Origin of the sequence: Micromonospora sp. NBC_00362, from assembly GCF_026342155.1 — a bacterium.
Lineage (GTDB): Bacteria > Actinomycetota > Actinomycetes > Mycobacteriales > Micromonosporaceae > Micromonospora > Micromonospora hortensis.
This window is the reverse complement of the sequence record NZ_JAPENH010000002.1, coordinates 118,165-140,751: the sequence shown is the minus strand read 5'-3', so window position 1 is coordinate 140,751 and position 22,587 is coordinate 118,165. Positions and strand designations below refer to the sequence as shown.

Sequence of the window (22,587 nt, the reverse complement as noted above, 5' to 3'; positions counted from 1 at the left end):
CGGCGACACGCAGAAGCTGATGACAGATACCAGGTCGGGATTGTTCGTCGCTCGCGAGACGGAGTTGGGCGAGTTTGCCTCGGTGACGGCAGCCGCGGCGCGGGGCCGTGGCGGGGCGATGCTCGTCCTCGGTGACGCGGGGATCGGTAAGTCGACGCTCATCAATGCGGCCGCTTCGCGGCTCGACGGATGGCAGGTGCTGCGGGCCGGTGGTGTCGAGTTCGAGAGCGAGCTGCCCTACTCGGCCCTGCACCAGTTGTGCGCGCCCGTGCTCGACCATCGCGCTGGGCTCCCCGTACCGCAGCGGAGCGCGCTCGACGCGGTGTTCGGGCTGCAGGCCGGGGTCACGCCGACCCCCATGCTCGTCGGGCTGGCCCTCCTGGGCCTGCTGAGTGCCGCAGGTCGGCGCAGGCCGGTGTTCTGCGCGGTCGACGACGTGCAGTGGATCGACGCCGGCTCGCGGCAGGTACTGGCCTTCGTCGCGGCACGCGTGGCGGTGGAGCGGGTCGCCATGGTGTTCGCTGCCCGCGACGCCGCCTCGGTGTCGGAGCTCGGTCGCCTACCCGCCCTCACACTCACCGGGCTCTCCGATTCGGAGGCCCTCACCCTGCTGCGGTATCGGGCACCCTTCGGCCACGAGGCACCGATCGTGCAACGGATCCTCGCCGAAGCGGCCGGCAACCCTCTCGCCCTGGTGGAGTTCGCCCGCGACGCCGGACCGTTCGGGCTACCCGGGGACGCCGGGCACCGCGCCGTGGAGCACCGGTTCGTGAGTCGGTTCCTGCGGCTGCCGGCACCCACGCGCTCGGTTCTGGCGCTCGCCGCGGCGGAGCCGACGGGTGACCTCGTTCTGCTGCGGCGTGCGATGGCGATCCAAGGGCTGGACGCCGTGGACCTGACCGCGGCCGAGGACAGCGGCCTGTTGGTGACCGGGGCCCGGGTGCACTTCCGGCATCCGTTGGCGCGTTCCGCGGTGTACCTGTCGACCGGCGTCGGGGCGCGACGGCAGGCACACGCGGCGCTCGCCGCCGGTACCGACGTCGACGTCGATCCCGACCGTCGCGCCTGGCACCAGGCGAACGCGATCACCGGACCGGATGAGGAGACCGCGGCCGAGCTGGAGCGTTCGGCCGGGCGGGCACAACGCCGCGGCGGGTTCGCGGCAGTGGCCGCGTTCCTCGAGCGCGCGGCCCGACTGACACCCGACCGGTCGCGGCAGGCCCGCCGGTTGTTGGCCGCGGCCCGGGCGCGGTTGGGTTCGGGCGCACCTTCTGCCGCCCGGGAGTTGGTGGACGAGGCCGAGCGTCTCCAGCCGGACCCCGTCGACCGCCGCGCCGCACGACTGCTACGCGCGACGATCGACTATCACGTGGCACGCACCATCCCGGCGACGATCGCGCTCATCGAGGCGGCCGACGGCGTGGGGCCCGACGAGGTCCGCGAGACCTACCTGGAGGCGTTCGCATCGCTCATGTTCAGCGTCGACGAGCCGGGGAGGTTGCGGCGGCTCGCCCTGCACATCGGGGAACGGGTGCCCCAGCGTCAGCCGCCACGCCCGGTCGACCTGCTGCTGCAGGCGTTGGTCGAGCAGAACCTCCGCCCGGTGGACGAGGCGATGCCCCTGATGCGCCGCACGGTCGACGCCTTCCGGGACCACGCCCGCACGTCCGACGCGGATCCGTGGTGGATGGAACGCGCCTGCGTGCTGAGCGTCGACCTCGGTGACAGCGACGCCATGGAGGAGATCGCCGACCGTCAGGTGGAACTCGCCCGGGCACAGGGCGCCTACGCGATCCTTCCCCATGCGTTGCGCTTCCAGGCGACAGCCCGGACGATCGTGGGCCGCTTCGCCGACGCGCAGGTCTGCATCATCGAGGCGCGTGCGGTCGACGAGGCCGCCGGGACGTCCAACCTCGTCGGGTCCGACCTGATGCTTGCCGCCTGGAGCGGGAACGTCGACCGGTTCCGCGAGATCCGGGAGAAGCTGCGCGGCTGGGTGGGGGTGAATTTCACCGCGCTGCACTACGCCGAAGGCGTGCTGTGCAACGGCAGCGGCGACCATGGGGCCGCGCTCGACGCGTTGCTGCTCGTGCGGGACCAGCACCGGCGCGGCGCGTACGCCGCCTCCGTCTTCCACCACGAGATGGTCGAAGCCGCCGCGTACGTCGGACGTCCCGAAGAAGCCAAGGAATCGGCTAAATGGATCGGGGATGTCGCACGGGTCAACCCGAACGCGTGGACGACCGGTGCGCATCTGCTGGCGAGTGCGCTGCTCGACCCGGGGCTCGGCGCGCAGGACCACTACCGTGCCGCCATCAGCCGGTTCGCCGGGAGCAGGATGCGAGTCCACTACGCGCGTGCCCGATTGCTCTACGGGCAGTGGCTGCGACGGGTCGGCCGTCGCGCCGAGGCGCGGGTGGAGCTGCGCGCCGCGCACGAACTGCTCTCCACCATCGGCGCGCGCGGGTTCGCCGGCCGCGCCGCCCGCGAACTGGATGCCATCGGCGAGCCGACCCTGGCCGACGACGTCGATCCGCTCGCGGGGCTGACCGCACGGGAACTACTCGTCGCCCGCAAGGTCGCCTCCGGCGCAGGCACCAAGGAGGTCGCCGCGTTGCTGTTCGTCAGCCCGCGAACGATCGACGCCCATCTGCGCAACCTCTACCGCAAGCTGGGCATCACCTCACGCCGGCAGCTACGAGAACTCCTTCGCTGACGGGCCGGGCCGACCGAACGATGAAGGGGCCCCGCCGGTACGAGACCGACGGGGCCGCTGGGTCACGTCAGCGCTGGGCGCTGGGCCCGGTCACACTCCCGTTCGGCACGCGTCTTCAGCTCCGTCAGCCATGTTTCCAGGCCCGCCCCGAGAGCCATGGTGGAGAAATCGACGTCCTGCTCGACCTGGTCACCGCGCCACGTCTCCTCGGTACGCACGAGAACCCGGCCGTCAACCTCGGTGAACGTCCAGACGTGAACCCCCTCGTCGATGCGCAGCCCTGCACCGACCGCCGGGCCGTCCCACCGAAGGCACCTCTGGTGCTGTAGCTGCCGGACGGTGGAGGTGACGACGAGGGTCGTGGCGGGATTCAGCGCGGTCTCGATGACCGGTGTCGTCCATCGGAATGACGAACCCGGACGCAGTGGGCCATGATCGAGCCGCTTGCTGGACAAAACGGGCTTCTGCCACGACGGCCAGCGTTCCACGTCGGTCTGCAACTTCCAGACGGTCCGTAGCGGAGCGTCGATCGTCGTCTCCGTCCGATAGCGAATCTTCGCCGTGGTGTCGACAGTCCGTCCCGCGCATCGCACCGTCGCGTGGTCGGCACCGACATCGCGCCTGACCTCCGCCCGAGCCGGCGCACCTGCGGTGCCCACGAGGCCGGCCACGACCACTGCCGTCGCGACGGCAAATGCTCGATTCTTCACGAGGGGGTCACCGCCTCGGCGGTGGCCTTGAGTCGTTCCAGCCACCTGGCGAGGGTGGTGTCGAGGCCCTCCTGGAACGGCGCGGGGTCGGCATCGACAGGCGGGCCGGCGAAGGACTCCTCGGTCGACACCTCCACACCGTCGCCGGCCGGAGTGAGAGCCCAGACGTGGACGCCGAGGACGCCGTCCGGTCCGTCACCGTATCCCCGCCACACGAGGCGTTCCTGCGGCCGTACCTGAACGATCGTCGACTCAATCTCCATGCCGGCGGCCGACCAGCGGAACACGGAGCCCGGGGCGAGCGGACCGGGTGTTTCCACGCGTGCGTACGGGATCTCTGGCAGCCAGGTCCTCCATGCGTCGATGTCGGTGAGGATCCGCCACACGGCGTCCGCCGACGCGGTCACCGTGACGCTGTGGCGGCTGACCACCGGTGCCGACACGTCAATGCCGGCCTCGTCGGTGTCAGTAGTGTTCTCCATCGTGAAGCCTCTCTGCGGTCACTGACCATCGGATCGCCGGGCATGAGAGCGAGCCGCTAGATCCACACCCGGCAGAAGCGATCGTGCCAAGACGCAAACTGCTGCACATCGGCAAGAACTACCTAGTTCGCGGTACGTGTGCCGGCCACGGTGAAGATCCTTACCTCCGTGCCTGCTACCGGCCTCAGCCCGGGAGCAGGGCCGGTCCGGGCCGGTGCGGGTCACCGGTTGCCGTCCGGTCCCAGCGCGCCGCGCCGCACCCGCGGCACAGCACGTAGGCCGGCGGCGGCATAGTCGTGACTGGGAACGCCTCGTACTGATCGCGCGACCACACCGTCATAGGGTGACTTGCCGGCGGGCGGCCATTCTGCTGACCGTGACGTTGATTGCGAAAATTCCGACCACGGCTTCGAGGAGCAAATTTCGCGGGTTCCAGTCCCAACCGTAGAGCGTCCAATTTGTCGGCTGATAGGCCAGCATAGGCAGCATCAGCGCCAGAAGGACCACGCTGGCCGCTATCGATACCCGCACATCAAGCGCCGCACCCACGAGGGCCGCCACCAGCCCGGCGGCCATGATGACCGGTAGGGTCAAACCGTCTGCCCAGCCATTGAGCGGATTGGGCGTTACGAACGCTATTGTCATCGTGGCGGCAAGAAGCCAGGCCCATGGTCGCGTGGCCCGTGGTGGGCGCGCTCGAAGCAGTGGCGCCATTGTTACCACGACTAACAAGCATAGCCACGTAGAAACTTGCATGATCAGGTAGAGGCCTGTCCGGAGCCCCAAAGCAGTGTCGAACCTTGCCAATGGCTCCACCGCGTACCTCAGGTCATTCGCCGCGGAATGCCAGATCTCCCAGCCGAAGGCGACAACGGTTATGGGGAGTGCGAGGCGGTAGCGAGCCCACACCGCGGCGACCAGCGCGAGAAGCAGCAATGCGGGCGTGACCGAGCTTCGCTCATAGAGAAAGCTGGCAGAATTACCCGGCAACAGCAGCCATAAGCGCCACGTGAGCGGCAGGGCCGTCAGGGCAACGCCGCACACGAGCAGGGACAGTGCGGTCGATCGCAGGGCGGAGTATCGCAAGGTGTCCCGGGAGCGGAGCTGGTCTACACCGGTGCGGACCCGCAGACCTCCCACCAGGAGTGCGAGGGACTCCCGAAGCCTCGGGTGCCTTCGGTCCGTCTCGCCCGCGACCAGCAGCGTTTCCAGCATCTCGTCGGCGCGGTACTGCCGGTAGGCCCGAGGGTACGCGCGCAGCAGCCACCGGTAGCGGCGCTCCAGGCCGGTCATGCCGGCGCCGTCCGAACCGTCGCGGCCGTCGACCGTACGGAGCGGTCTCGAACGACCCGGGCCGCAGCGATCAGCCGCGCCGCCTCCTCGTGCAGTGCGGACAACCCACGCTCGGTCAGCTCGTACGTGCGACGGGCGCGACCGTTGACCACCGTCTCCTCGGCCACCCGCACTATCTCCTCAGCGTTGAGCCGGTCCAGCGCGGCGTACAGCGTGCCGGTCGTCAACCGCACTCGCCCGTCGGACAACTCCTGCGCGCGCTTGACGATGGCGTAGCCGTGCAACGGCTCGTCCTGCAACGCGGCGAGGATGAAATACGTGGGTTCGCGCATCGGCGCGGGGGGTTTAGTCACGTCATCAACATAAGCAGATGGTCGACCTATCCGTCAAGCTTGAGGCTTCCGCTTCGCGGGCGCCCGACCAGCGGGCTACTTGTCTCATTGACCTGCGACCGTGGCCTGGCCAGGCTTCGGTCGAGGCGTCCGGGCTGTCGCTCTCTTTGCGGCTGCCCACGCTGGCGCAGCCGGCACGGCCTCGCTGTCACGCACGGCCTGTGGCTTCCGCTCGCTGTCCCCCGCCTGGGCAGTCCTCAGGCGGAGCGTAGGCACGGATGGTGCCGTTGTGCCGCGGGACCTTCCCGTCGGTGGTGAGGGCCACGAGACGTTTACAGACGGGGCATTGGCCTCGCTGTGGCCCCGAGCGTTGAGTCACCGTGCCTCCTCCGGATTGGCCGTGGCAGGTCTTCGGCTCAACCGCCGAGCCACGACCGCCATCGTGCCGTATCGAGGCCAGGCAACCTCGAAGGCTTCGCTACGGAGGGTGACTCCGGTGACGCTGCTCGCGCGCTTGCTCGGCGGCAGATCCGGAGACGAACGTGACCGGTAGACGGTTTGTTGCTACCGACGCGTCCACTCGGCCCAACGAATTGCGAAGCCACGTCGGCTCACGCCTTGACCGCCGCGGTGTACGCACGGCTCGTTGCTGCCGTAATCGGCCCGATACGTCTGCTCCTGGCGGACATCCGACGGGCGTGGGGGTGTCCCCGCACCGCGCCACTGCCAGTGTCGACAGTGGAGGGTAGGGGATCGCGCGATCGTCATTGGAACAGAGCACGATTGAAGAAGCACGCCCGGCGGACGGAATGAGATCGTGGCGGCGCGACGCGGCGGCGGCGCCATCCGAGGTGCCGGCAGTCGTCTTCGGCACGAGCGCTGCCCGACCGCTCCACGACTCACGGCTGAGAGGCATGACGACCATGGCGCACATTGATCTGGGGATCGACGAGAAGCAGTTTCCCGGCATATCCGGTCCGATGCGGTACCGCCCGGAGACAGCGAAGCCGCTCAACGAGCTGGCCGAGGTGCTGCTACGTGCCCCTCACTCGCTCCCGGCCGGCGAGCGCGAGCTGATCGCGGCGTACGTCTCCGGGCGCAACGAGTGCACCTTCTGCTGCGCGTCGCACTCGGCGTTCGCCGCGGCACAGCTCGATGAGGGCATGACGCTCGTCGACCAGGTGCGCGCCGACCTCGACAGCGCCCCGATCTCGGCCAAACTGCGGGCGCTGCTGCGCATCGCCGGCGCGGTACAGATCAGCGGCCGCCACGTCACCACGGAGCTGGTCGCCACCGCCCGCGCGGAGGGCGCCAGCGACCTGGAGATCCACGACACCGTCCTGATCGCCGCCGCGTTCTGCATGTTCAACCGATACGTCGACGGGCTCGGCACCTTCGCGCCCGAGGGGCAGGACGCCTACGCCGAGTCCACACGTCGCATCGTCGAGTTCGGCTACGGATCGGCCATCCCGCAGTCGGCAGGTGAACCGGCTGCCTGAGCACAAACAAGGGTGACCACACCCCGACCCCCCTGCGATGGTCGACGGACACGCCTGGCCAGGCCCGTCACCCGTGAGGTTGGAGGGGATCGATGGACCATCCACGCCGTCTGCTCGACGCCGCGACGCAGCTCAAAGCAGACATGGTCGACCGGCTGGGCACGCTCGTCGCGTCCGAGTCGGCACCGGGCTCGCTGCCCCATCTCGAGTCCTGTGCCGACCTGCTCACCCGATGGGGTGAGGAAGCTCTCGGCCGGCCCGCCCGGCGGGTCGTGATCGACGGCCTGCCGCACCTGCTGTGGCCGGCCGCCAGCCAGCGGGTGCTGCTCCTCGGCCACTTCGACACGGTCTTCCCGGTTGGCACGATCCGGTCCCGGCCCTTCACCGTCCGCAACGACGTCGCGACCGGGCCCGGCGTGTGCGACATGAAGGGCGGCATCGTGCAGATGTTCACGGCACTGCGCCTGGTCGCGGACACCTCGACGGTCGGCGTGCTGCTCACCTGCGACGAGGAGTCCGGGTCCGTCACGTCACGGCCACTGATCGAGCGTGAGGCACGGCGCTCGGGTGCGGTTCTCGTCTGCGAGGCGGCCACTCCGGACGGGCACGTGAAGGTGGCCAGGAAGGGCGGCTCGGTGTACCGCCTCACTGTCCGGGGTCGCGCCGCCCACGCAGGCGTCGAACCACGACGCGGGGTCAACGCCACGGTCGAGGTCGCCCACCAGGTCCTCACGCTGGGTGCGCTCGGCGCGGCGGACAGCGGTGGCACCTCGGTCACGCCGACCCTGCTCTCCGCGGGCACCACGACGAACACGGTGCCCGAACGCGCCAGCCTGGCCGTCGACGTCCGGGCCTGGACCAGGGACGAACTCGAACGCGTGGACCACGCCATCCGCGGGCTGGTGCCGTTCCTGCCCGAGGCGACGCTGGCCGTGCAGGGCGGGATCAACCGCTATCCGATGTCGCCCGAGCTGGCGCGGCCGCTCCTGGAACTGGCCCAGTCAACCGCCCGCCAGCTTGGCATTCCGGACCTCGTTGGTGCGCACGCTGCCGGCGCGTCCGACGGCAACTTCACCGCCGCGCTGGGCGTGCCGACCCTCGACGGCCTGGGCGCGGTCGGAGGCGGAGCACACGCCGCCGACGAGTACGTCTGTGTCGACCGGATGCCGGAGCGCACTGCGCTTTTGGCCGGACTCGTCGACGCATTGTCCATAATGGAGCGCTTCGGACCTCAACCCATCGACCAGATCCCATAGGCTGGCTCAGCGCCGGCGAACGACCGGCAGCGAGGGGTCGGCGTCGGCATGACTACGGGACAGCGCTCGGGATCGTCCATTCCCCTGCTCGGGGTCGAGGAGGAGTTCCTCGTCGTCGACGTCGACCGGGGTGAGGTCGTGCCGGCGGCGGCCACGGTCGTCGACCGCGCGCGTCCGGCCCTCGGCGCCCGGGTGGGTGGCGAGATCACCAAGCTTCAGGTCGAGACCCGTACCGACCCGTGCCGGAGCGTGGACGCACTGAGCGCGCAGCTCGTCGAAGGTCGAGCCGCCGTCCAGGCCGCAGCCTTGTCGGCGGGTCTGCGGGTGATCGCGAGCGGCTCGCCGGTGCTCGGCCGTGCCGTGCCGCCGCCCATCACCGAAGGGCCCCGCCAGGATCGCGGCACCGCCACCTTCCGTGGGCTGCACGACGAGCTGGCGATCTGCGCCGTCCACGTCCACGTGGAGGAGCCCGACCGGGACCGCGCCGTGCTGATCGGCAACCACCTGCGCCAGCACCTGCCGGTGTTTCTCGCCCTCACGGCCAACTCGCCCTACTGGTCCGAGCGCGACACCGGATACGCGAGTTGGCGCAGCGTCACATGGGGGCGGTGGCCGGTCGCCGGCGCGCCTCCGTTGCTGAGGTCCGCGCAGCAGTACGACGACCACGTGGACATGCTGCTCGAGGTGGGCGCACTGGTCGACCGGGGCACCATCTTCTGGGATCTCCGCCTGTCGACGAACCACCCGACCCTCGAGGTGCGGGTGGCCGACGTGCCCGTCACCGCCGCCGAGTCCGCGGCACTGGCCGCCCTGGTACGGGCGCTGGTGGTCGTCGCCGGTGACGCCGTCGACCGGGGCGACGAGGGACCGGAACTTGTCCCCGAGCTGATGCGGCTCGCGTACTGGCGCGCCGCCCGCGACGGGATGGGCGGGCACGGCGTCGACGTCGTCACCGGCCGGCTGCTGCCCGCCGCGGCGCTCGCCGGACGGCTGGTCGAGCTCGCCCGGCCGGCGCTGCACGAGGCGGGCGACTGCGAGCGGGTCGAGGACTGGCTGGCACACCTCGCCACGAACGGCGACGGAGCGACCCGCCAGCGGGCCGCCGCGGCACTGCGCGGCAGCCTGACCGACGTGGTCGATGAGATCGCCAACCGGACCGCCCCGAACGTGCCTTTTCGTCAAGACAGCACGAAGGCGTAACACCTGACCGCCGGCCTCGGAAATGCTGGGGGAACCGGACGCCGCGGCCGGCTGGCCCTGCCACGGCAACCGGCACACCTGATCAGTGGAGGCCACAGGTGACCGAGGCAGACCTGCAATCGAGGGTTCCGATCCAGCACGACCGTATGAGGCCGGCGGACATGGTGCGCGAGGCGGAGGCGTTCGCGGAACGGATGGCGCGGCGCCGTTCCGTGCGAGAGTTCGCCACCGACCCCGTCCCCGACGGGGTGATCGAGGCCGCGATCCGGGCCGCTTCGACCGCACCCAGTGGTGCCAATGTCCAGCCGTGGCGGTTCGTCGTCCTGACCGACCCGGCCCGCAAGCGCCGGTTGCGCGAGGCGGCGGAGGCCGAGGAGCGTGCGTTCTACGATCGCCGCGCCTCACCGGAGTGGTTGGATGCGATTGCCGGGCTCGGCACAGACTGGCGCAAGCCGTTCCTGGAGACCGCACCGGCCGTCATCGTCGTGTTCGAGATACACCAGGGGCCACACAGCCCGAAGCCGTACTACGTCAAGGAATCCGTGGGCATCGCCGTCGGTCTGCTGATCACCGCTCTGCACCACTGCGGCCTGGTCACACTGACCCACACGCCCAGCCCGATGCGATTCCTCAACGAGGTGTGTGAGCGGCCGCCGGAGGAGCGCCCGTACGTCGTCATGCCGGTCGGGTATCCCACGCCGGACGCTCACGTCCCGGACCTGACCCGCAAGCCCCTCGACGAGGTCATGATCCGCTGGTGAGGTCTGTGGTCAGGAACTCGACCAACGGCTCGACGTGTCGGTCCGGGCGTCGCCACTCGGCCAGGAGATCCTCCAGCAGGTGCTGCTCGGCGAGCAGTTCCGCTCCTCGGTACCGCCGGATCACCGGGTGGATGAAGGCGCTCTCCCGCGCCCGGTCGGGGGTCGGGTGCCGGTCGATGGCGAAGACGTCACCGTAGTCGTCGCGGCCCCACCGTAGCGCGAGCGTGTACCACTGCGTGGCGGACGCGAAACGCTCCACGGCGTAGTCCTCGGGCAGGTCCTCGTAGTGGTGGAAGTCGCCGGTGGCGTCGTCGCGCACGAGGACGTCGCAGAGGTATTCGAACTGGGTCCACAGCGCCGAGGACCAGTTCACCCGGTCGAGCATCAGCTTGGCCAGCGACGCCGCCTCCGCGGGCGTCGTCGTGTACGACAACGGCACGTCGTCGTACCGCTCCCGCAGGATCCGTGTCAGGGTGCGGAGGTTGTACCGGAATCCGTCGATGAACGGCGACGACGCGTGCTTGACGTCCCGGGCCTGGGCGATCGTGCCGGCGAAGTAGAGGTCGTCGATGTTGCTCGACTGCCAGTCGGGGCGTAGGCCGGGCATGCGGCCGTCCCGCACCATGTCGGGACGGGACGTCTCGTCGAACACTGTGGTGTCCATCCGGAAGCCTGTGCACCGCACCACCGTGTGGTAGTCGAGCACGGCGGTCTCACCCTCGGCGTGGGTGTACGTGATCGACACCTGGAAGCGCCCGTCGACGGGCCGAATCTCGTCGATCGTGCAGTCGAGCACCGAGTGCAGTGTCTTGAACTGGTAGCTGTCGAGGATCGCGCCGTACTGGCCCCGGACGTCGCCGGGGTGTTTGGTGTTCCACGCGAGCCGCAGGGGTTGCCGGCTGGCGAGGTGCACCATCGAGGCCCGGCCGAGGATGGCCGACGCGGTCTCGAAGGCCGAGTTGCCCTTCCCGATGATCAGAACCCGCTGGTCCTCGTACGCCGTGGGGTCCACGACCATGTCCTCGTACCCGATTGCGTGTTCGATGCCCTTGATGGCTGGCACGAACGGCTGGCCCCAGCCCGTCGCGACGACCAGGCAGCGCGCGCGGACCTCATCCTGGCCGGTGCGCACTGTGAAGCCGTCGCTCGTCCGCGTGATCTGCTCGACCGTCGTGCCGTACCGGACGTTGAGCTGGTGGACCCGCTGGAACTCCGCGAGGTAGCGCACCAGGTCGTCGGCTGCGGGCAGGTACTCCTCGCTGAAGTTCGGAAACAGCAGATCCGGGGAGTCGTTGAGCAGGGAGTTCCAGTCCCAGCGCAGGCGGATCTCGGGGTCGGTGCTGTCGGTGTGCACCTTGTTCAGCGAGATGAGCCGGCGATGCCGGGGGAACCGCTGGAAGAACCCGCCCGGTTCGGCACCACTCTCGAGCGTCAGGTAATCGGCGCCGTGCTGCTGGAGGTAGTAGCTCAGTTGAAGCCCGGCGGGCCCCGCCCCGACGATGACGTAGCTGTGCTTGTTGCCGACCATCCTGTGACCCTTCGACGCAGTGAGGAGTCCATCGACCATGGAATGGATAGCGGGACGTGTCAATGCTTGATGGCGTTCCAACCCGTTGACGGCTCACTTGGGAAGCGTCGCCCCGGACTGCTCGCTCGGCGTGGCCATCGTTCACGGCCCTGGTGGAGGCGCATGGCGCGCGGGTGGAGGTGCGCAACACGCCCGATGGCTGCCAGTTCGTGGTCCGCCTGGCGCTTCGCGGCGCAGCCTGCGCAACCGGGAAGGTGACCGCGGCGGTGGCCAGCACCCATTCTCAGGTGGTGTCCCGACCAGCGCGAGGAGTTGATATGGGCCTGATCCGGCGTCGGCTGCCCAACGGGCAGGATGTCACCCAGGTCGATGCCGCCGAGGCGGCGTTGCTCTACCGCGAGATCTTCGTCGAGGAGTCCTACCGTCGTCCCGGTGGCACTCGGCCGACACCCGGTGTCATCTTCGACATCGGCGCCAACATCGGCTTGGCCTCGATGTTCTTCAAGTCCCGTTACCCGGCCGCGTTCATCGTGGCGGCCGAGCCCGGCCCGGACACCTACCGGGCGCTGGAGGAGAACTTCGCGCGGCACGTGCCGGACGGGTTGGCCCGCAACGTCGCGATCACCGCGGCGGACGGGCACGCCCGGTTCGGTTACTACCCGAAGGCCCCAGCGGAGTCCGGGCTGTACACCGAGCAGGACCTCGAGACCGCCCTCGCCAGGAAACTGCTCATCGAGGGCGGTGTCCCGGTACGCGATGCGGAGCACCTGGCCACGTCCCGGCACCAGTTGTCCTATGTGGAATGCGAGACGATGACGTTCTCCCGGCTGCTGCGCGACTCCGGCGCCGAACGGGCGGACCTCGTGAAGATCGACGTCGAGAAGGCCGAGGCCGACGTGATCGCCGGCATCGCCGACGACGACTGGGCGAAGATCGGCGAGCTGGTTGTCGAGGTGCACGACATCGACGGCCGCCTCGGGAACATCGAGGCATTGCTGCGCCAGCGGGGTTTCGACGTCACCGACACCCAGGAACGCCGCCTCGCCGACACCGACCTGCACCTGACCTTCGCCGTCCGCGCGGTCTGAGAAACCCGTCGAGGAGTCAGCCATGGACAACGGATCACCCGTCAGGCTCGACCTGAGTGGCGCCGACATCCACGCCGAGTCGGCCCGCATCCGCGCACACGGGCCGGTGGCCCGGATCATGTTGCCGGGTGGGGTGCCCGCCTGGTCGGTCACCGGCTACGAGGCGGCGAAGGAGATCCTCGCCGACGACCGGTTCTCCAAGGACCCGCGCCAGCACTGGATCGCGTACGCCAACGGCGAGATCGGGCCCGACTTCCCGCTGATCGCCTGGGCCCGAATGGAGAACCTCACCAGCTCGGACGGGCCCGAACACGCCCGCCAGCGGCGGCTGATCCGTACGGCGTTCACGCCGCGTCGGGTGCAGACCATGCGGCCGGCGATCGAACGGCTGGCCGTTGACCTGCTCGACGACCTCGCCAGGCATCCGCCCACGGAGATCGTCGACCTGAAGGCGGGGTTCGGGCACCCGCTGGCGGCTCACGTGATCGGCGAATTGATCGGTCTGCCGGTCGCCGAGCGGGTGGGCATCGTCGGCGGTGGCGGCGGCTACGCCACCGCCAGCGCGAAGATCACCCCACAGGAGGCCGCCGCCGCCTTCGCCCGCTTGCGGGCACAGATGCACGACCTGATCGACCGCAAGCGCCGGGAACCCGCCGACGACCTGACCAGCGACCTGATCGCCGCCCGCGACGAGGGCGAACGGCTCGACGACGACGAGATTGTCAGCACCCTGCTTCTGCTGCTCAACACCGGCACCGAGCCCGCGATGAATCTGCTGGTCAACGCCGTCCGGGCGATGCTGAACGCCCCGGAGCAACTGCGCCGGGTCCGCTCGGGCGACGCCGGCTGGGCCGACGTCATCGAGGAGACGCTGCGGGTGGACGCGCCGGTCGCGCACCTGCCGTTCCGGTTCGCTGTCGAGGACGTCGAGATCGCCGGCGTACGCATCGGCAAGGGTGAACCGATCCTGATGCACTTTGCCGGGGCGGGCCGCGACCCGGCGGTGCACGGACCCGAGGCGGCCCGGTTCGACGCGGGCCGGGCCGACAAGCGGCACCTCTCGTTTGGCCACGGCATCCATCGGTGCCTCGGAGCCGCGCTGGCCCGGCTGGAGGTGGAGATCGGTCTGGACACCCTGTTCCGGCGCTTTCCGGGTCTGCGCCTCGCGGTGCCCGACGCCGAGTTGACCTCCCAGGGGACGTTCGCCATGAACGCGCCCGCCTGGCTGCCCGTGCTCCTGGGAATGGAGAGTCCCCGATGGCGCGAGTGACTGCCGACATCTCGGTGTCGATGGACGGTTTCGTGACCGGCCCTGATGACAGTCGCCTCCTGCCGATGGGCGTGGACGGCCACCGTCTGCACCAGTGGATCTACGACCTGGCCACCTGGCGGGCCCGCGTCGGCCTCGACGGGGGCCGGGCCAACCGGGACGCGGAGATCCTCGACGAGGGGTTCGCGTCCGTCGGTGCCCATGTGATCGGACGGCGGATGTACGACCACGGGGAGAAGCCGTGGGGCGACGAGCCGCCGTTCGGGCTCCCGGTCTTCGTGGTCACCCACGAGCCCCGACCGGTTCTGGAGCTGGCCGGCGGCACCCGCTTCGAGTTCGTACCCGATGGTGTCGAGAGTGCCGTCAGCCGCGCGCTGGCCGCCGCGGGCGGCCGGGACGTGTCGGTGCTCGGGGGTGCCAGCGTGATCCGTCAGTGCCTGCGAGCCGGCCTGCTCGACGAGCTGGTGCTGCACGTGGTCCCGGTGCTGATGGGCGACGGGGTGCGGCTGTTCGACCGCACCCGCGACGGCCAGGTGGAGCTGCCGATCAGCCGGGTCGAGCAGCCCGACCAGGTCGTGCACCTGTGGCTGGCCCCGCAGGCGGTCAGCGCGGGTCGCTGAGCCGGGCCGCGCGCGACTCCAGGTAGCGGCGTTCGGGCAGGCTCGTGGTGCGCTGCGCCGCCCGCAGGTAGCACACCCGGGCCCCGCTCCGGTCCCCGGCCATTTCCAGCAGGTGGGCGCGTACCGCGTCGAGCCGGTGGTTGGCGATGCGGTCGTCGAGGCCGTCGAGCAGGCGCAGCCCGACCTCCGGACCCTTGGCCATGGCTGTCGCGACCGCCCGGTTGAGCGTCACCATCGGGTTCGGGTCGAGCTGTTCCAGCAGTTCGTAGAGGGCGGCGATCTGCGGCCAGTCGGTGTCGTCGACGGTCGCCGCCTCGGCGTGCAGCGCGGCGATCGCCGCCTGGATCTGGTAGGACTCCACCGGCCCGTCGCTCAGGCTGCGGGTGACCAGCGCGATGCCCTCGCGGATCGACTCCCGGTGCCAGAGCCGCCGGTCCTGCTCGGCGATCGGTACCAGCGTGCCGTCCGGGCGGGAACGGGCGTCGCGCCGGGCGTCGGTCAGCAGCATGAGCGCGAGCAGCCCGGCGACCTCACCGTCGTCGGGCAGCAGCCGGTGCACCTCGCGGGTCAGCCGGATCGCCTCCCGGGTCAGCTCGCCGCGCTGCAGATCCGGGCCGGAGGTGGCGGTGTAACCCTCGTTGAAGATCAGGTAGAGCACGTGCAGCACTACCCGCAGGCGCTCGCGTCGCTCGGCCGGCGGTGGCATCCGGAACCGGGTGCCGGTCGACCGGATCCGCTGCTTGGCCCGGCTGATCCGCTGCACCATCGTCGACTCGGGCACCATGAACGCCGCGGCGATCTGGCTGGTGGTCAGGCCGCCGACGGCGCGGAGCGTCAGAGCGATCTGTGACGGCGCGGACAGCGCGGGATGGCAGCACATGAACAGCAGCATCAGCGTGTCGTCGTGCTGGTAGGGCAGGTCGTCGACGGAGGCGGAGACCGCCTCGTCGGCGCGGCCCATCACCGCGACGATCACCTCGCGATTGCGCCGGGCCTGGTCACTGCGCCACTGATCAGCCAACCGGCGGGTGGCGACGGTGCGCAGCCAACCGCGGGGATTGTCCGGCAACTTCTGGTCCGTCCAGCGTAGCGCCGCCTCCAGCAGGGCTTCCTGCACCGCGTCCTCGCACGCCTCGAACTTGCCGTAGCGGCGGTAGAGCGCGCCCAGGACCTGCGGCGCGAGCTGGCGCAGCAGACTTTCGACCTCCGAGCGGGAGGCCACGTTACCCTCATCAGCCACGGTGCCGGGGTTCCTCCAGTGCCCTGGGCGGCGAACCCGCGGGCGAAGCGTGTGGACGAGAAACGTTGCTGATTACCGGCGGCAATGTCGAAAAACGAGGTACGGCTCCGACTTCACTGCGAAAGGGTACGCGGCCCTGGTGGGACCGCACCGCCATAACCAGGAGGTATCTTCCATGCAGGACGAGATCGTGGCGCCTACCGACACGGCTACCGCCGTGGCCGCGCAGCTGCGTGCGGGCGTCGTCGGCGAGGTGATCGAGCCGAGCGACCCCGGTTACGACCAGGCCCGCACGATTTTCCAGGGCGGCGTCGATCGGCGACCCGCCGTGATCGTCAAGGCGGTCAACGCCGCCGACGTGGCGCATGTCGTCTCGGTGGCCAGCGGGTCGGAGCTGCCGCTCGCGGTTCGCAGTGGCGGCCACAGCCTCTACGGCGTCTGGGACGACGCGATCGTCCTGGACCTCTCGAAGATGAACGCGTTGGAGATCGACGCCGACAGTCGTACCGCCTGGGCGGAGCCCGGTGTGCTCGCCGGCGCCTACACCGAGGCGGCCGCCGAGCACGGCCTGGTCACCGGTTTCGGCGACACCGCCTCGGTCGGCCTGGGCGGCCTGACGGTCGGCGGTGGCATCGGCTACCTGGTCCGCGCGCACGGGTTGACCATCGACAACCTGATCGGCGCCGACGTGGTGACCGCGGACGGCCGGCACCTCACTGTCGACGCCGACAACCACCCCGACCTGTTCTGGGCGATTCGTGGCGGCGGCGGCAACTTCGGTGTCGTCACGAAGTTCCGCTACCGGCTGCACTCCGTGCCGACGGTGCTCGGCGGCCTGCTGGTGCTGCCGGCGACGCCGGAGGTCGTGGCGGAATACCTGCGCATCTCGCTGGAGGCGCCCGACGAGCTGTCGAGCATCATCAACATCATGCCGGCGCCCCCGATGCCCGGTGTGCCCGACGAGGCGGTCGGTCAGCTGGTGATCCTCGCGATCATCGTCTACGCCGGTGACCCGGAGGAGGGCGAGAAGGTGCTGGCGCCGATCCGTGAGTTGGGCGTGCTGGCCGACATGGTCCAGCCGATGCCCTTCAGTGGCATCTACCAGCCGGAGGACCCGAACTACCACCCGCTGACGTTCAGCCGGACCAACTTCGTCGACGAGGTCGACGCGGCCACGGCCGGTCGGATCCTGGAGACGCTGCAGACCTCGTCGGCGACCATGCCCGTCGCCCAGCTGCGTCCGCTCGGTGGGGCGATGGCCCGGGTGCCGTCCGACGCGACCGCGTTCGCGCACCGCGACCGCAAGATCATGTTCACGGCGGCTGTCGTGTTCGAGAAGCCAGAGGAGGCCGCCGAGCACCGCGCCTGGGTCGACGAGTTCGCCAAGGTCGTGCAGCGGCCGGGTGGCGGCAGCTACGTCAACTTCCTCTACGACGATGCCGCCGAGCGCATCCACGAGGCCTACCCCGACGCCACGTACGCGCGGCTGGTGGAGCTGAAGCGCACGTACGACCCGAACAACCTGTTCAAGCTCAACGGCAACATCTCGCCCTCCTGAGCAACCTGCACCAGCGGTCGTGCATACCGCATCCTCGGAGATGACGACCGATTTCGACGGGTGCCAGAGTCGTAGGCGATTAACGGGTGGAAGATTCGCCGGCGTTCCCCGCCCCCTCGGGGAGCGCCGGCGATCCCGTGAATCAGGCAATCCGCCAACCCCTTGACGACCTACGACCCGAGGGACCCCTCCATGACGCAGAACGCGGAGAAAGCCACCATTCGGGTGGGCCGGTCGCCGACGCACGAGGCGACCGAACCATCACCATCGGTCCCACCGTCGGCCCCGTCGTCGTCGATCTGGCGTCAGCCCTACCTGTGGCTCGTCGTCCTCGCCGGCGCCGTCGTCTTCAACCTGCTGTACGCGTTCCCGCGCTACTTCAGCACGGACTCGGCGAACAGCCGCAGCATCCTCGACCCCGGCGTCCCGGTGCACTACAGCCTGGTCGTCGCGCACGTGATCACCGGGAACATCGCGATGATCACGGTGTTCCTCCAGTTCTGGGGCTGGCTGCGCCGCAACCACCCGAAGGTCCACCGGATCAGCGGCCGCGTCTACATCTTCGGCGGGGCCCTCCCGTCGGCCGCCCTGGGCGTGTTCACCCTGATCCCGCTGCGCGCCGACCACCAGGGCAGCATCGGCATCGTCACGATGGGGGTGGCCTGGCTCGCCACGACGATCACCGGTCTGGTGATGGTCCGCAAGGGACGCTACGCCGAGCACCGCCGCTGGATGGCGTACAGCTTCGCGCTGGCGTTGGGCACCACCTGGGGCCGCATCCTGGTCGGCATGTTCACCATCTGGCCCACGATGCCGTTGGCCATCAGCGTCATCGTCGAACTCGCCAACTGGCTCGGCTGGGTCCTCAACCTGGTGGTCGCACACTGGATCATCGAGCGGATGGCCAAGCGCCGGCACACGCCGGACGGCACCGAGGTCGTCACGTACCCCGCTCCCGCCTGAGGGTCCCCGCACCCACCCACGACGAAAGCCGCCCCCCGACCCCCGGGGCGGCTTTCGTCGTGTCCGGCGGGCCTGTTCGCCCGAGGGCTGGTGGTCGACGACGCCAGCAACGACGAATGGCCGGACGCGTCCGGCCATTCGTCGTTCCGTCGATGGGCGGTCAGGCGGTGAGCCGACCGAAGTGCGCCTGGGTGTAGACGCGGGGGAGAGCCGTCGTCAGGAGCACCGCGAAGCCCGCGTGGCTGTGACAGGTGGACAGGTCACGCCAGACTCGCTCCAGGCGGCCGTCGCCGGTGACCGAGCTGGTCCCGGCCGTGGGCTGGATGACCGCCTCGACGCCGCGCCAGGCCAGTTCCGCCGCCTCGCGGCAGATCATCGCGATCCGCAGGTCCTCCTCGAGGGTGAAGGCGGCCGGTTCGCGGGTGGTCAGGTCGTGCCACTGGCGGATCGCGCTCAACGTGATCGCCTCGGCGGCCGAGATCATGGCAGTGGCCTGACCGAACCACCGTTGGTAGTCCGGATCGTCGACGCGCAGGGTGATCGGTGGCGTCGAGGTCCTGCGGGTGGACAGGACCTCGCCGTACGCCTCCAGCGCGCCCTGCGCGATCCCGACCCCGAGTGTTGCGCCTTCCAGACACATCGAGCTCATCGGCGCCCCGCCGTACTGCGGGTGGGCGTGCAGCGCGCTCCCACTGGTCCCGGACGTCACCGAGACCTCGCCCAGGTGGGTGTGCTCGAGGCCGAAGTGGTCCGGGATCTCGGCCCGGTCGAAGCGGACGCTTTGCGAGCCGCTGCCCTTGAGCCCCAGTTGCCCGCCCCAGTCGTCGAGACGGGTCCAGGTGCCCCGTGGTGCGATGAACAGCAGCGGATGGGGTGGTTCGCCGTCGTCGCCGGCGACCATGGCGTGGCCGATGAAGTGGGTGGCGTAGGGGATGCCGGAGCAGTAGTTCCACGTGCCGTCGATGATCCAGCCACCGTCGGGGGAGCGGGTGGCGGTCCCGCCGGGGGCGATCACCGCCGGTGCGATGAAGTCACCACCCCGGAACAACTCGTCCTGCGCCTTCTCCTCGAACAGCATCGCGGTCACCAGCGAGTGGGCCGCGCCGAGGCAGAACATCCAGGCGGTCGACGGGCAGCCCCGGGCCAGGATCATCACCACCCGCAGGAACGTCTCGAACTCGAACTCGTACCCGCCGTAGCGCCGGGGCACGGTGATCCGGTAGAAGCCCGCGTCCCGGAACATCTCGTGGACGTCCTCACCGTAGAACGTCCGACGCTCCACCTCGGACTGCCGGGCCAGTAGTTGGGGAACCATCGCCTCGGCACGGGCGATCAGGTCGGCCGGCGTGAGATCCGGCTCGGGCACCGGGGGGAATCCTGGATCGGTCAACGCAGGCCTCCTCATCCGAGTGGCCGTCCGGCGGTGATGACGGCGTAGCCGACCTTGCCCGCCCCGGCCTCGAAGTAGTAACCGAGCGCCTTGCCCAGCTCGTCGACCGCCTCGGCGCCGAACTTCTCGGTGAGGTGGGCGCGCTGGCTCTCCGCCTCGGCGACGTACTTCGGTCCCTTGCCGAAGACCCGCGGCCCGCACTGCAGGTACTCGTGGAACTCGAACCCGGCGGCGGTCAACGCCTCGACCCACTCCGCTGTCGACTTGAGGAACTGCGCGTTGAACGTCGCCGCGAACTCGGCCGCCTCCTCGATCCCCATGCTGCTCTCGCGGGTCGTCTCGGTCAGCGTCAGCCGGCCCCCGGGCCGCAGGACGCGGAACAGGCCGCGTAGCACCCGGTCCAGGTCGGTGGCGTACAGCAGGGTCTCCATCGCGACGATCGCGTCGAACGACCCGTCGGGGAAGTCGAGGGTGTTCCAGTCGCCGTGTTGGAAGGTGACCGAGTCACCGAGGTTCGCCGCGACGGCGCGCTTGGTCGCCTCCTCGACCTGCACCGTGCTGATGTTGATGCCGACCACTGTGACGCCGTAGTCGCTCGCCAATTCGAGCGCGGGCGTGCCCAGGCCACAGCCGATGTCGAGGACCCGTTGGCCGGGACGCAGGCCGAGGGATTCGCCGACCCGGCGGGTGATCCGCTGTGACGCCTCCCGCATGGACGCCTCGTCCACCGCGTCGTACCAGTACGCGAGATGAACCTGCCCGTCGTTGAACGCGTTGGACATCGGCGTCGACTCGTCGTACATGGTCGCGATGTCGATCGGCGCGGTTGTGGTGTTCTCCATCCCTCTCCCACTTTCCATGTCGGGCCGCCGACCGTCAGGACGGGCGGCGTTCGGCGGTGACGAAGACGAACGTGCCCGGGTACGACTCGGCGATGATGGTCAGGCCGGCGTCGTCGAGCCACTGCTTGATCTCGGCGATCTCGAAGAGCACGAACCCGTCCGGGCGGGCGGGGAAGTGGTGCGACCGCTGGTAGTAGCGGTAAACCGGTGAATCGTCCCAGCGGAACGTCATGAGCGTGAGGGTGCCGCCGGGGCGCAGGCAGCGGCCGATCTCGGCGATAGCCCGACCGGCGTCGGGCACCGCCTGCAACGCGTTCCAGAAGTTAACAGCGTCGAGACTGGCGTCGGGGAACGGCAGGTCGAGCGCGTCGCCGCGGACGGCCGGCACCTCGGTCAACCTGCTGCGCAGGTCGTAGAGCATCGCCTCGTTCAGGTCCAGTGCGAGGACCCGCTCGGTGCCGACCGCCTCGCACACGACGGCGGTCCAGCGACCCGCGGCGGCGGCCAGGTCGAGCACGGTGCCGCCCCGATGCCAGAGGTGGGCGGCGATGTACTCGTCCTCGTCGGTCGGCGTGACCTCCCCGGACCAGTTGCGGCCCATGATGCGCAGGAAGTTCGGACGCATGCCCTGCTCGTAGTGGAAGCCGATGCCGGCGAGCACCGCCGCGTTCTGCAGCACGTCGGCCTCGGCGTCGTCACTGGAGTCGCTCTTGCCGGCGCCGGGGCGCAGCCGCTGGGACAGGTCGAGCACGCCGTGGGTGATCCCGTAGGCGGCGTCGCACTGCCCGCACCGGGCGACAGTGGTGTCGAAGGTCAGCGACCCCCGGCAGGCCGGGCATTTCAGCGCCTCGCGGTGCCGTTCGAAGGCGGCCGGGTCGAGGTCGCGGGGGTTGGTGTCCACGACCAGGTTGTGGGGGCTCGGGTCGACGGCCGCCGCGGGCATTCCGTTGCCCTGCGCCCACAGCGCCTTGGCCCCCATCGTGGCCAGCACCGAGCGGGTGTCGCCGTCCCAGGTCGTCCGGATCTGGCTGGGGGTCAGGGCGCGGATCCACCGCCTGTCGAACTCGCGCTCCGCCTCGCTGATGTTCCACTCGGCCGGGGACGGCCAGGCCCGCCCGATGTTCGGGTCGGCCTCGTCGAGCGTGTCGAGGGCGCGCTCGAGCCGGGTGCGGTCGGGGGCGTCGAGTCCGAGGTGCCGGGTCGCGGCGAGGATCCGCGCCCGGTCGGTGGGAAAGTGCGCCAGGAGGTAGAGCAGCGCGAGGGTGAGCGGCGCGTCGGGCTCGGTGGTGCCGCGGGCCGCGTCGAGGTAGCCGTCGAGGCCCTCGCGCACCGCCGTCGTCACCGGTCCGTCGGTCGCCGGGTGCTCAGCCTCGGCGAGCAGCCCGAGCAGCACCAGCAGGTAGCCCCGTCGGTCGGCGTCGACGCTGTCCAGTGCGTCGATCAGTTCCGGTACGGCCGACACCGCCGTGGGTCGGGCCGCGCCGTCGGTCCAGACTGCGCCGACCAGGTCGTGGAAGGCGTCGTCGATCCGGTGGGGGGCTGCGTCTCGGTACGAGCCGAGCAGCTCGTTGAAGGTGATTTCCGCGGTTTCGGTCATGTGCCCGTCCCGTCTCGGCCGTGTCCAGGTCAGCGGCAAGGCGCGTACGCGCCGGCTGCCCGACAGGTTGCCACCCGGCGCGGGGCCGAAGCACCTCTGACGTTGCGCTGCAGACGGCCGGCGGCGATCCGGCGTCCACTTCGGACAGGTTGCTGGGAATCCAGCAATCTGGAAGATGCAGCCGCGGATGATCGCCTGAAAAATAACTGCCTGAACTTTCCGCTCTCGAACGACTCACGACC

Annotated in this window: 19 protein-coding genes and 1 pseudogene; 11 read left to right on the top strand and 9 right to left on the bottom strand. The window is 69.9% G+C overall.

Annotated features, from left to right (window positions below; all coding sequences use genetic code 11):
- Positions 1–19: 19 nt before the first annotated feature.
- Entirely contained in the window at positions 20–2,716 is a 2,697-nt protein-coding gene (locus tag OG992_RS32640; protein WP_266305370.1) for an AAA family ATPase, read from the top strand.
- Positions 2,717–2,778: 62 nt separating this feature from the next.
- Here the strand turns inward: OG992_RS32640 and OG992_RS32635 are convergent, their stop codons facing one another.
- The 4 genes from OG992_RS32635 to OG992_RS32620 form a co-directional block, all read right to left on the bottom strand.
- Positions 2,779–3,426 carry an SRPBCC family protein gene (locus OG992_RS32635; protein ID WP_266305369.1) on the bottom strand — a complete coding sequence of 216 codons (648 nt, stop codon included), beginning with the start codon at positions 3,424–3,426 and terminating at the stop codon, positions 2,779–2,781.
- Entirely contained in the window at positions 3,423–3,908 is a 486-nt protein-coding gene (locus OG992_RS32630; protein WP_238684302.1) for an SRPBCC family protein, read from the bottom strand. The genes OG992_RS32635 and OG992_RS32630 overlap by 4 nt, the downstream gene beginning before the upstream one ends.
- Before the next feature lie 336 nt (positions 3,909–4,244).
- A complete protein-coding gene (locus tag OG992_RS32625; protein ID WP_266305368.1) occupies positions 4,245–5,201 on the bottom strand; it encodes a hypothetical protein in 957 nt (318 codons plus the stop codon).
- Positions 5,198–5,554 (bottom strand): PadR family transcriptional regulator, encoded by a 357-nt coding sequence (locus tag OG992_RS32620; RefSeq protein WP_238684300.1) that lies wholly within the window; start codon positions 5,552–5,554, stop codon positions 5,198–5,200. Before OG992_RS32620 ends, OG992_RS32625 begins: the two co-directional genes overlap by 4 nt.
- A gap of 902 nt (positions 5,555–6,456) precedes the next feature.
- Between OG992_RS32620 and OG992_RS32615 the strand changes: the two genes are divergently transcribed.
- From OG992_RS32615 to OG992_RS32600, 4 genes are all read left to right on the top strand, one after another.
- Positions 6,457–7,032 (top strand): carboxymuconolactone decarboxylase family protein, encoded by a 576-nt coding sequence (locus tag OG992_RS32615; protein ID WP_238684397.1) that lies wholly within the window; start codon positions 6,457–6,459, stop codon positions 7,030–7,032.
- 92 nt (positions 7,033–7,124) lie between these two features.
- The gene (locus OG992_RS32610) at positions 7,125–8,288 is read left to right on the top strand and encodes a M20/M25/M40 family metallo-hydrolase (protein WP_266305367.1); all 1,164 of its coding nucleotides are present in this window, start codon (positions 7,125–7,127) and stop codon (positions 8,286–8,288) included.
- Between the two features lie 48 nt (positions 8,289–8,336).
- Complete coding sequence (locus OG992_RS32605; protein ID WP_266305366.1) at positions 8,337–9,488, top strand: glutamate--cysteine ligase; 1,152 nt, start codon at positions 8,337–8,339, stop codon at positions 9,486–9,488.
- 146 nt (positions 9,489–9,634) lie between these two features.
- Positions 9,635–10,249 (top strand): nitroreductase family protein, encoded by a 615-nt coding sequence (locus tag OG992_RS32600; RefSeq protein WP_238684297.1) that lies wholly within the window; start codon positions 9,635–9,637, stop codon positions 10,247–10,249.
- On the opposite strand, the gene OG992_RS32595 is transcribed toward OG992_RS32600, so the two are convergent.
- Positions 10,233–11,777: an NAD(P)-binding domain-containing protein gene (locus tag OG992_RS32595; RefSeq protein ID WP_266305365.1), complete on the bottom strand. Its 1,545-nt coding sequence runs from the start codon at positions 11,775–11,777 to the stop codon at positions 10,233–10,235. The genes OG992_RS32600 and OG992_RS32595 overlap by 17 nt on opposite strands.
- A gap of 124 nt (positions 11,778–11,901) precedes the next feature.
- Between OG992_RS32595 and OG992_RS33870 the strand changes: the two are divergent.
- The 4 genes and pseudogenes from OG992_RS33870 to OG992_RS32580 form a co-directional block, all read left to right on the top strand.
- A pseudogene (locus OG992_RS33870) lies at positions 11,902–12,016 on the top strand (sensor histidine kinase); the annotation flags it as partial.
- Between the two features lie 78 nt (positions 12,017–12,094).
- Positions 12,095–12,865, top strand: coding sequence for an FkbM family methyltransferase (locus OG992_RS32590; RefSeq protein ID WP_238684295.1), 771 nt, complete (start codon positions 12,095–12,097; stop codon positions 12,863–12,865).
- 22 nt (positions 12,866–12,887) lie between these two features.
- A complete protein-coding gene (locus tag OG992_RS32585; protein ID WP_238684294.1) occupies positions 12,888–14,135 on the top strand; it encodes a cytochrome P450 in 1,248 nt (415 codons plus the stop codon).
- A complete protein-coding gene (locus OG992_RS32580) occupies positions 14,123–14,755 on the top strand; it encodes a dihydrofolate reductase family protein (protein WP_238684293.1) in 633 nt (210 codons plus the stop codon). The genes OG992_RS32585 and OG992_RS32580 overlap by 13 nt, the downstream gene beginning before the upstream one ends.
- Here the strand turns inward: OG992_RS32580 and OG992_RS32575 are convergent.
- Positions 14,739–15,995, bottom strand: coding sequence for an RNA polymerase sigma factor (locus OG992_RS32575; protein ID WP_238684292.1), 1,257 nt, complete (start codon positions 15,993–15,995; stop codon positions 14,739–14,741). The genes OG992_RS32580 and OG992_RS32575 overlap by 17 nt on opposite strands.
- A gap of 175 nt (positions 15,996–16,170) precedes the next feature.
- Between OG992_RS32575 and OG992_RS32570 the strand changes: the two genes are divergently transcribed.
- Entirely contained in the window at positions 16,171–17,553 is a 1,383-nt protein-coding gene (locus OG992_RS32570) for an FAD-binding oxidoreductase (RefSeq protein ID WP_238684291.1), read from the top strand.
- 192 nt (positions 17,554–17,745) lie between these two features.
- Positions 17,746–18,516 (top strand): DUF2306 domain-containing protein, encoded by a 771-nt coding sequence (locus tag OG992_RS32565; protein WP_210780613.1) that lies wholly within the window; start codon positions 17,746–17,748, stop codon positions 18,514–18,516.
- A 160-nt stretch (positions 18,517–18,676) separates the two neighbouring features.
- Here OG992_RS32565 and OG992_RS32560 read toward each other — a convergent pair whose 3' ends face one another.
- From OG992_RS32560 to OG992_RS32550, 3 genes are read right to left on the bottom strand one after another with little or no spacing between them, the layout of a single operon-like run.
- A complete protein-coding gene (locus OG992_RS32560; protein ID WP_266305364.1) occupies positions 18,677–19,906 on the bottom strand; it encodes an acyl-CoA dehydrogenase family protein in 1,230 nt (409 codons plus the stop codon).
- A gap of 11 nt (positions 19,907–19,917) precedes the next feature.
- The gene (locus tag OG992_RS32555; protein WP_266305363.1) at positions 19,918–20,748 is read right to left on the bottom strand and encodes a cyclopropane-fatty-acyl-phospholipid synthase family protein; all 831 of its coding nucleotides are present in this window, start codon (positions 20,746–20,748) and stop codon (positions 19,918–19,920) included.
- Positions 20,749–20,782: 34 nt separating this feature from the next.
- Positions 20,783–22,345 (bottom strand): class I SAM-dependent methyltransferase, encoded by a 1,563-nt coding sequence (locus OG992_RS32550; RefSeq protein WP_238684288.1) that lies wholly within the window; start codon positions 22,343–22,345, stop codon positions 20,783–20,785.
- Positions 22,346–22,587: the final 242 nt, after the last annotated feature.

Coding starts and splice junctions, on each gene's coding strand:
- OG992_RS32640 (WP_266305370.1), top strand. CDS start 20: ATGACAGATACCAGGTCGGGATTGTTCGTCGCTCGCGAGACGGAGTTG.
- OG992_RS32630 (WP_238684302.1), bottom strand. CDS start 3,908: ATGGAGAACACTACTGACACCGACGAGGCCGGCATTGACGTGTCGGCA.
- OG992_RS32625 (WP_266305368.1), bottom strand. CDS start 5,201: ATGACCGGCCTGGAGCGCCGCTACCGGTGGCTGCTGCGCGCGTACCCT.
- OG992_RS32615 (WP_238684397.1), top strand. CDS start 6,457: ATGGCGCACATTGATCTGGGGATCGACGAGAAGCAGTTTCCCGGCATA.
- OG992_RS32610 (WP_266305367.1), top strand. CDS start 7,125: ATGGACCATCCACGCCGTCTGCTCGACGCCGCGACGCAGCTCAAAGCA.
- OG992_RS32605 (WP_266305366.1), top strand. CDS start 8,337: ATGACTACGGGACAGCGCTCGGGATCGTCCATTCCCCTGCTCGGGGTC.
- OG992_RS32600 (WP_238684297.1), top strand. CDS start 9,635: ATGAGGCCGGCGGACATGGTGCGCGAGGCGGAGGCGTTCGCGGAACGG.
- OG992_RS32595 (WP_266305365.1), bottom strand. CDS start 11,777: ATGGTCGGCAACAAGCACAGCTACGTCATCGTCGGGGCGGGGCCCGCC.
- OG992_RS32590 (WP_238684295.1), top strand. CDS start 12,095: ATGGGCCTGATCCGGCGTCGGCTGCCCAACGGGCAGGATGTCACCCAG.
- OG992_RS32585 (WP_238684294.1), top strand. CDS start 12,888: ATGGACAACGGATCACCCGTCAGGCTCGACCTGAGTGGCGCCGACATC.
- OG992_RS32580 (WP_238684293.1), top strand. CDS start 14,123: ATGGCGCGAGTGACTGCCGACATCTCGGTGTCGATGGACGGTTTCGTG.
- OG992_RS32570 (WP_238684291.1), top strand. CDS start 16,171: ATGCAGGACGAGATCGTGGCGCCTACCGACACGGCTACCGCCGTGGCC.
- OG992_RS32565 (WP_210780613.1), top strand. CDS start 17,746: ATGACGCAGAACGCGGAGAAAGCCACCATTCGGGTGGGCCGGTCGCCG.
- OG992_RS32555 (WP_266305363.1), bottom strand. CDS start 20,748: ATGGAGAACACCACAACCGCGCCGATCGACATCGCGACCATGTACGAC.
- OG992_RS32550 (WP_238684288.1), bottom strand. CDS start 22,345: ATGACCGAAACCGCGGAAATCACCTTCAACGAGCTGCTCGGCTCGTAC.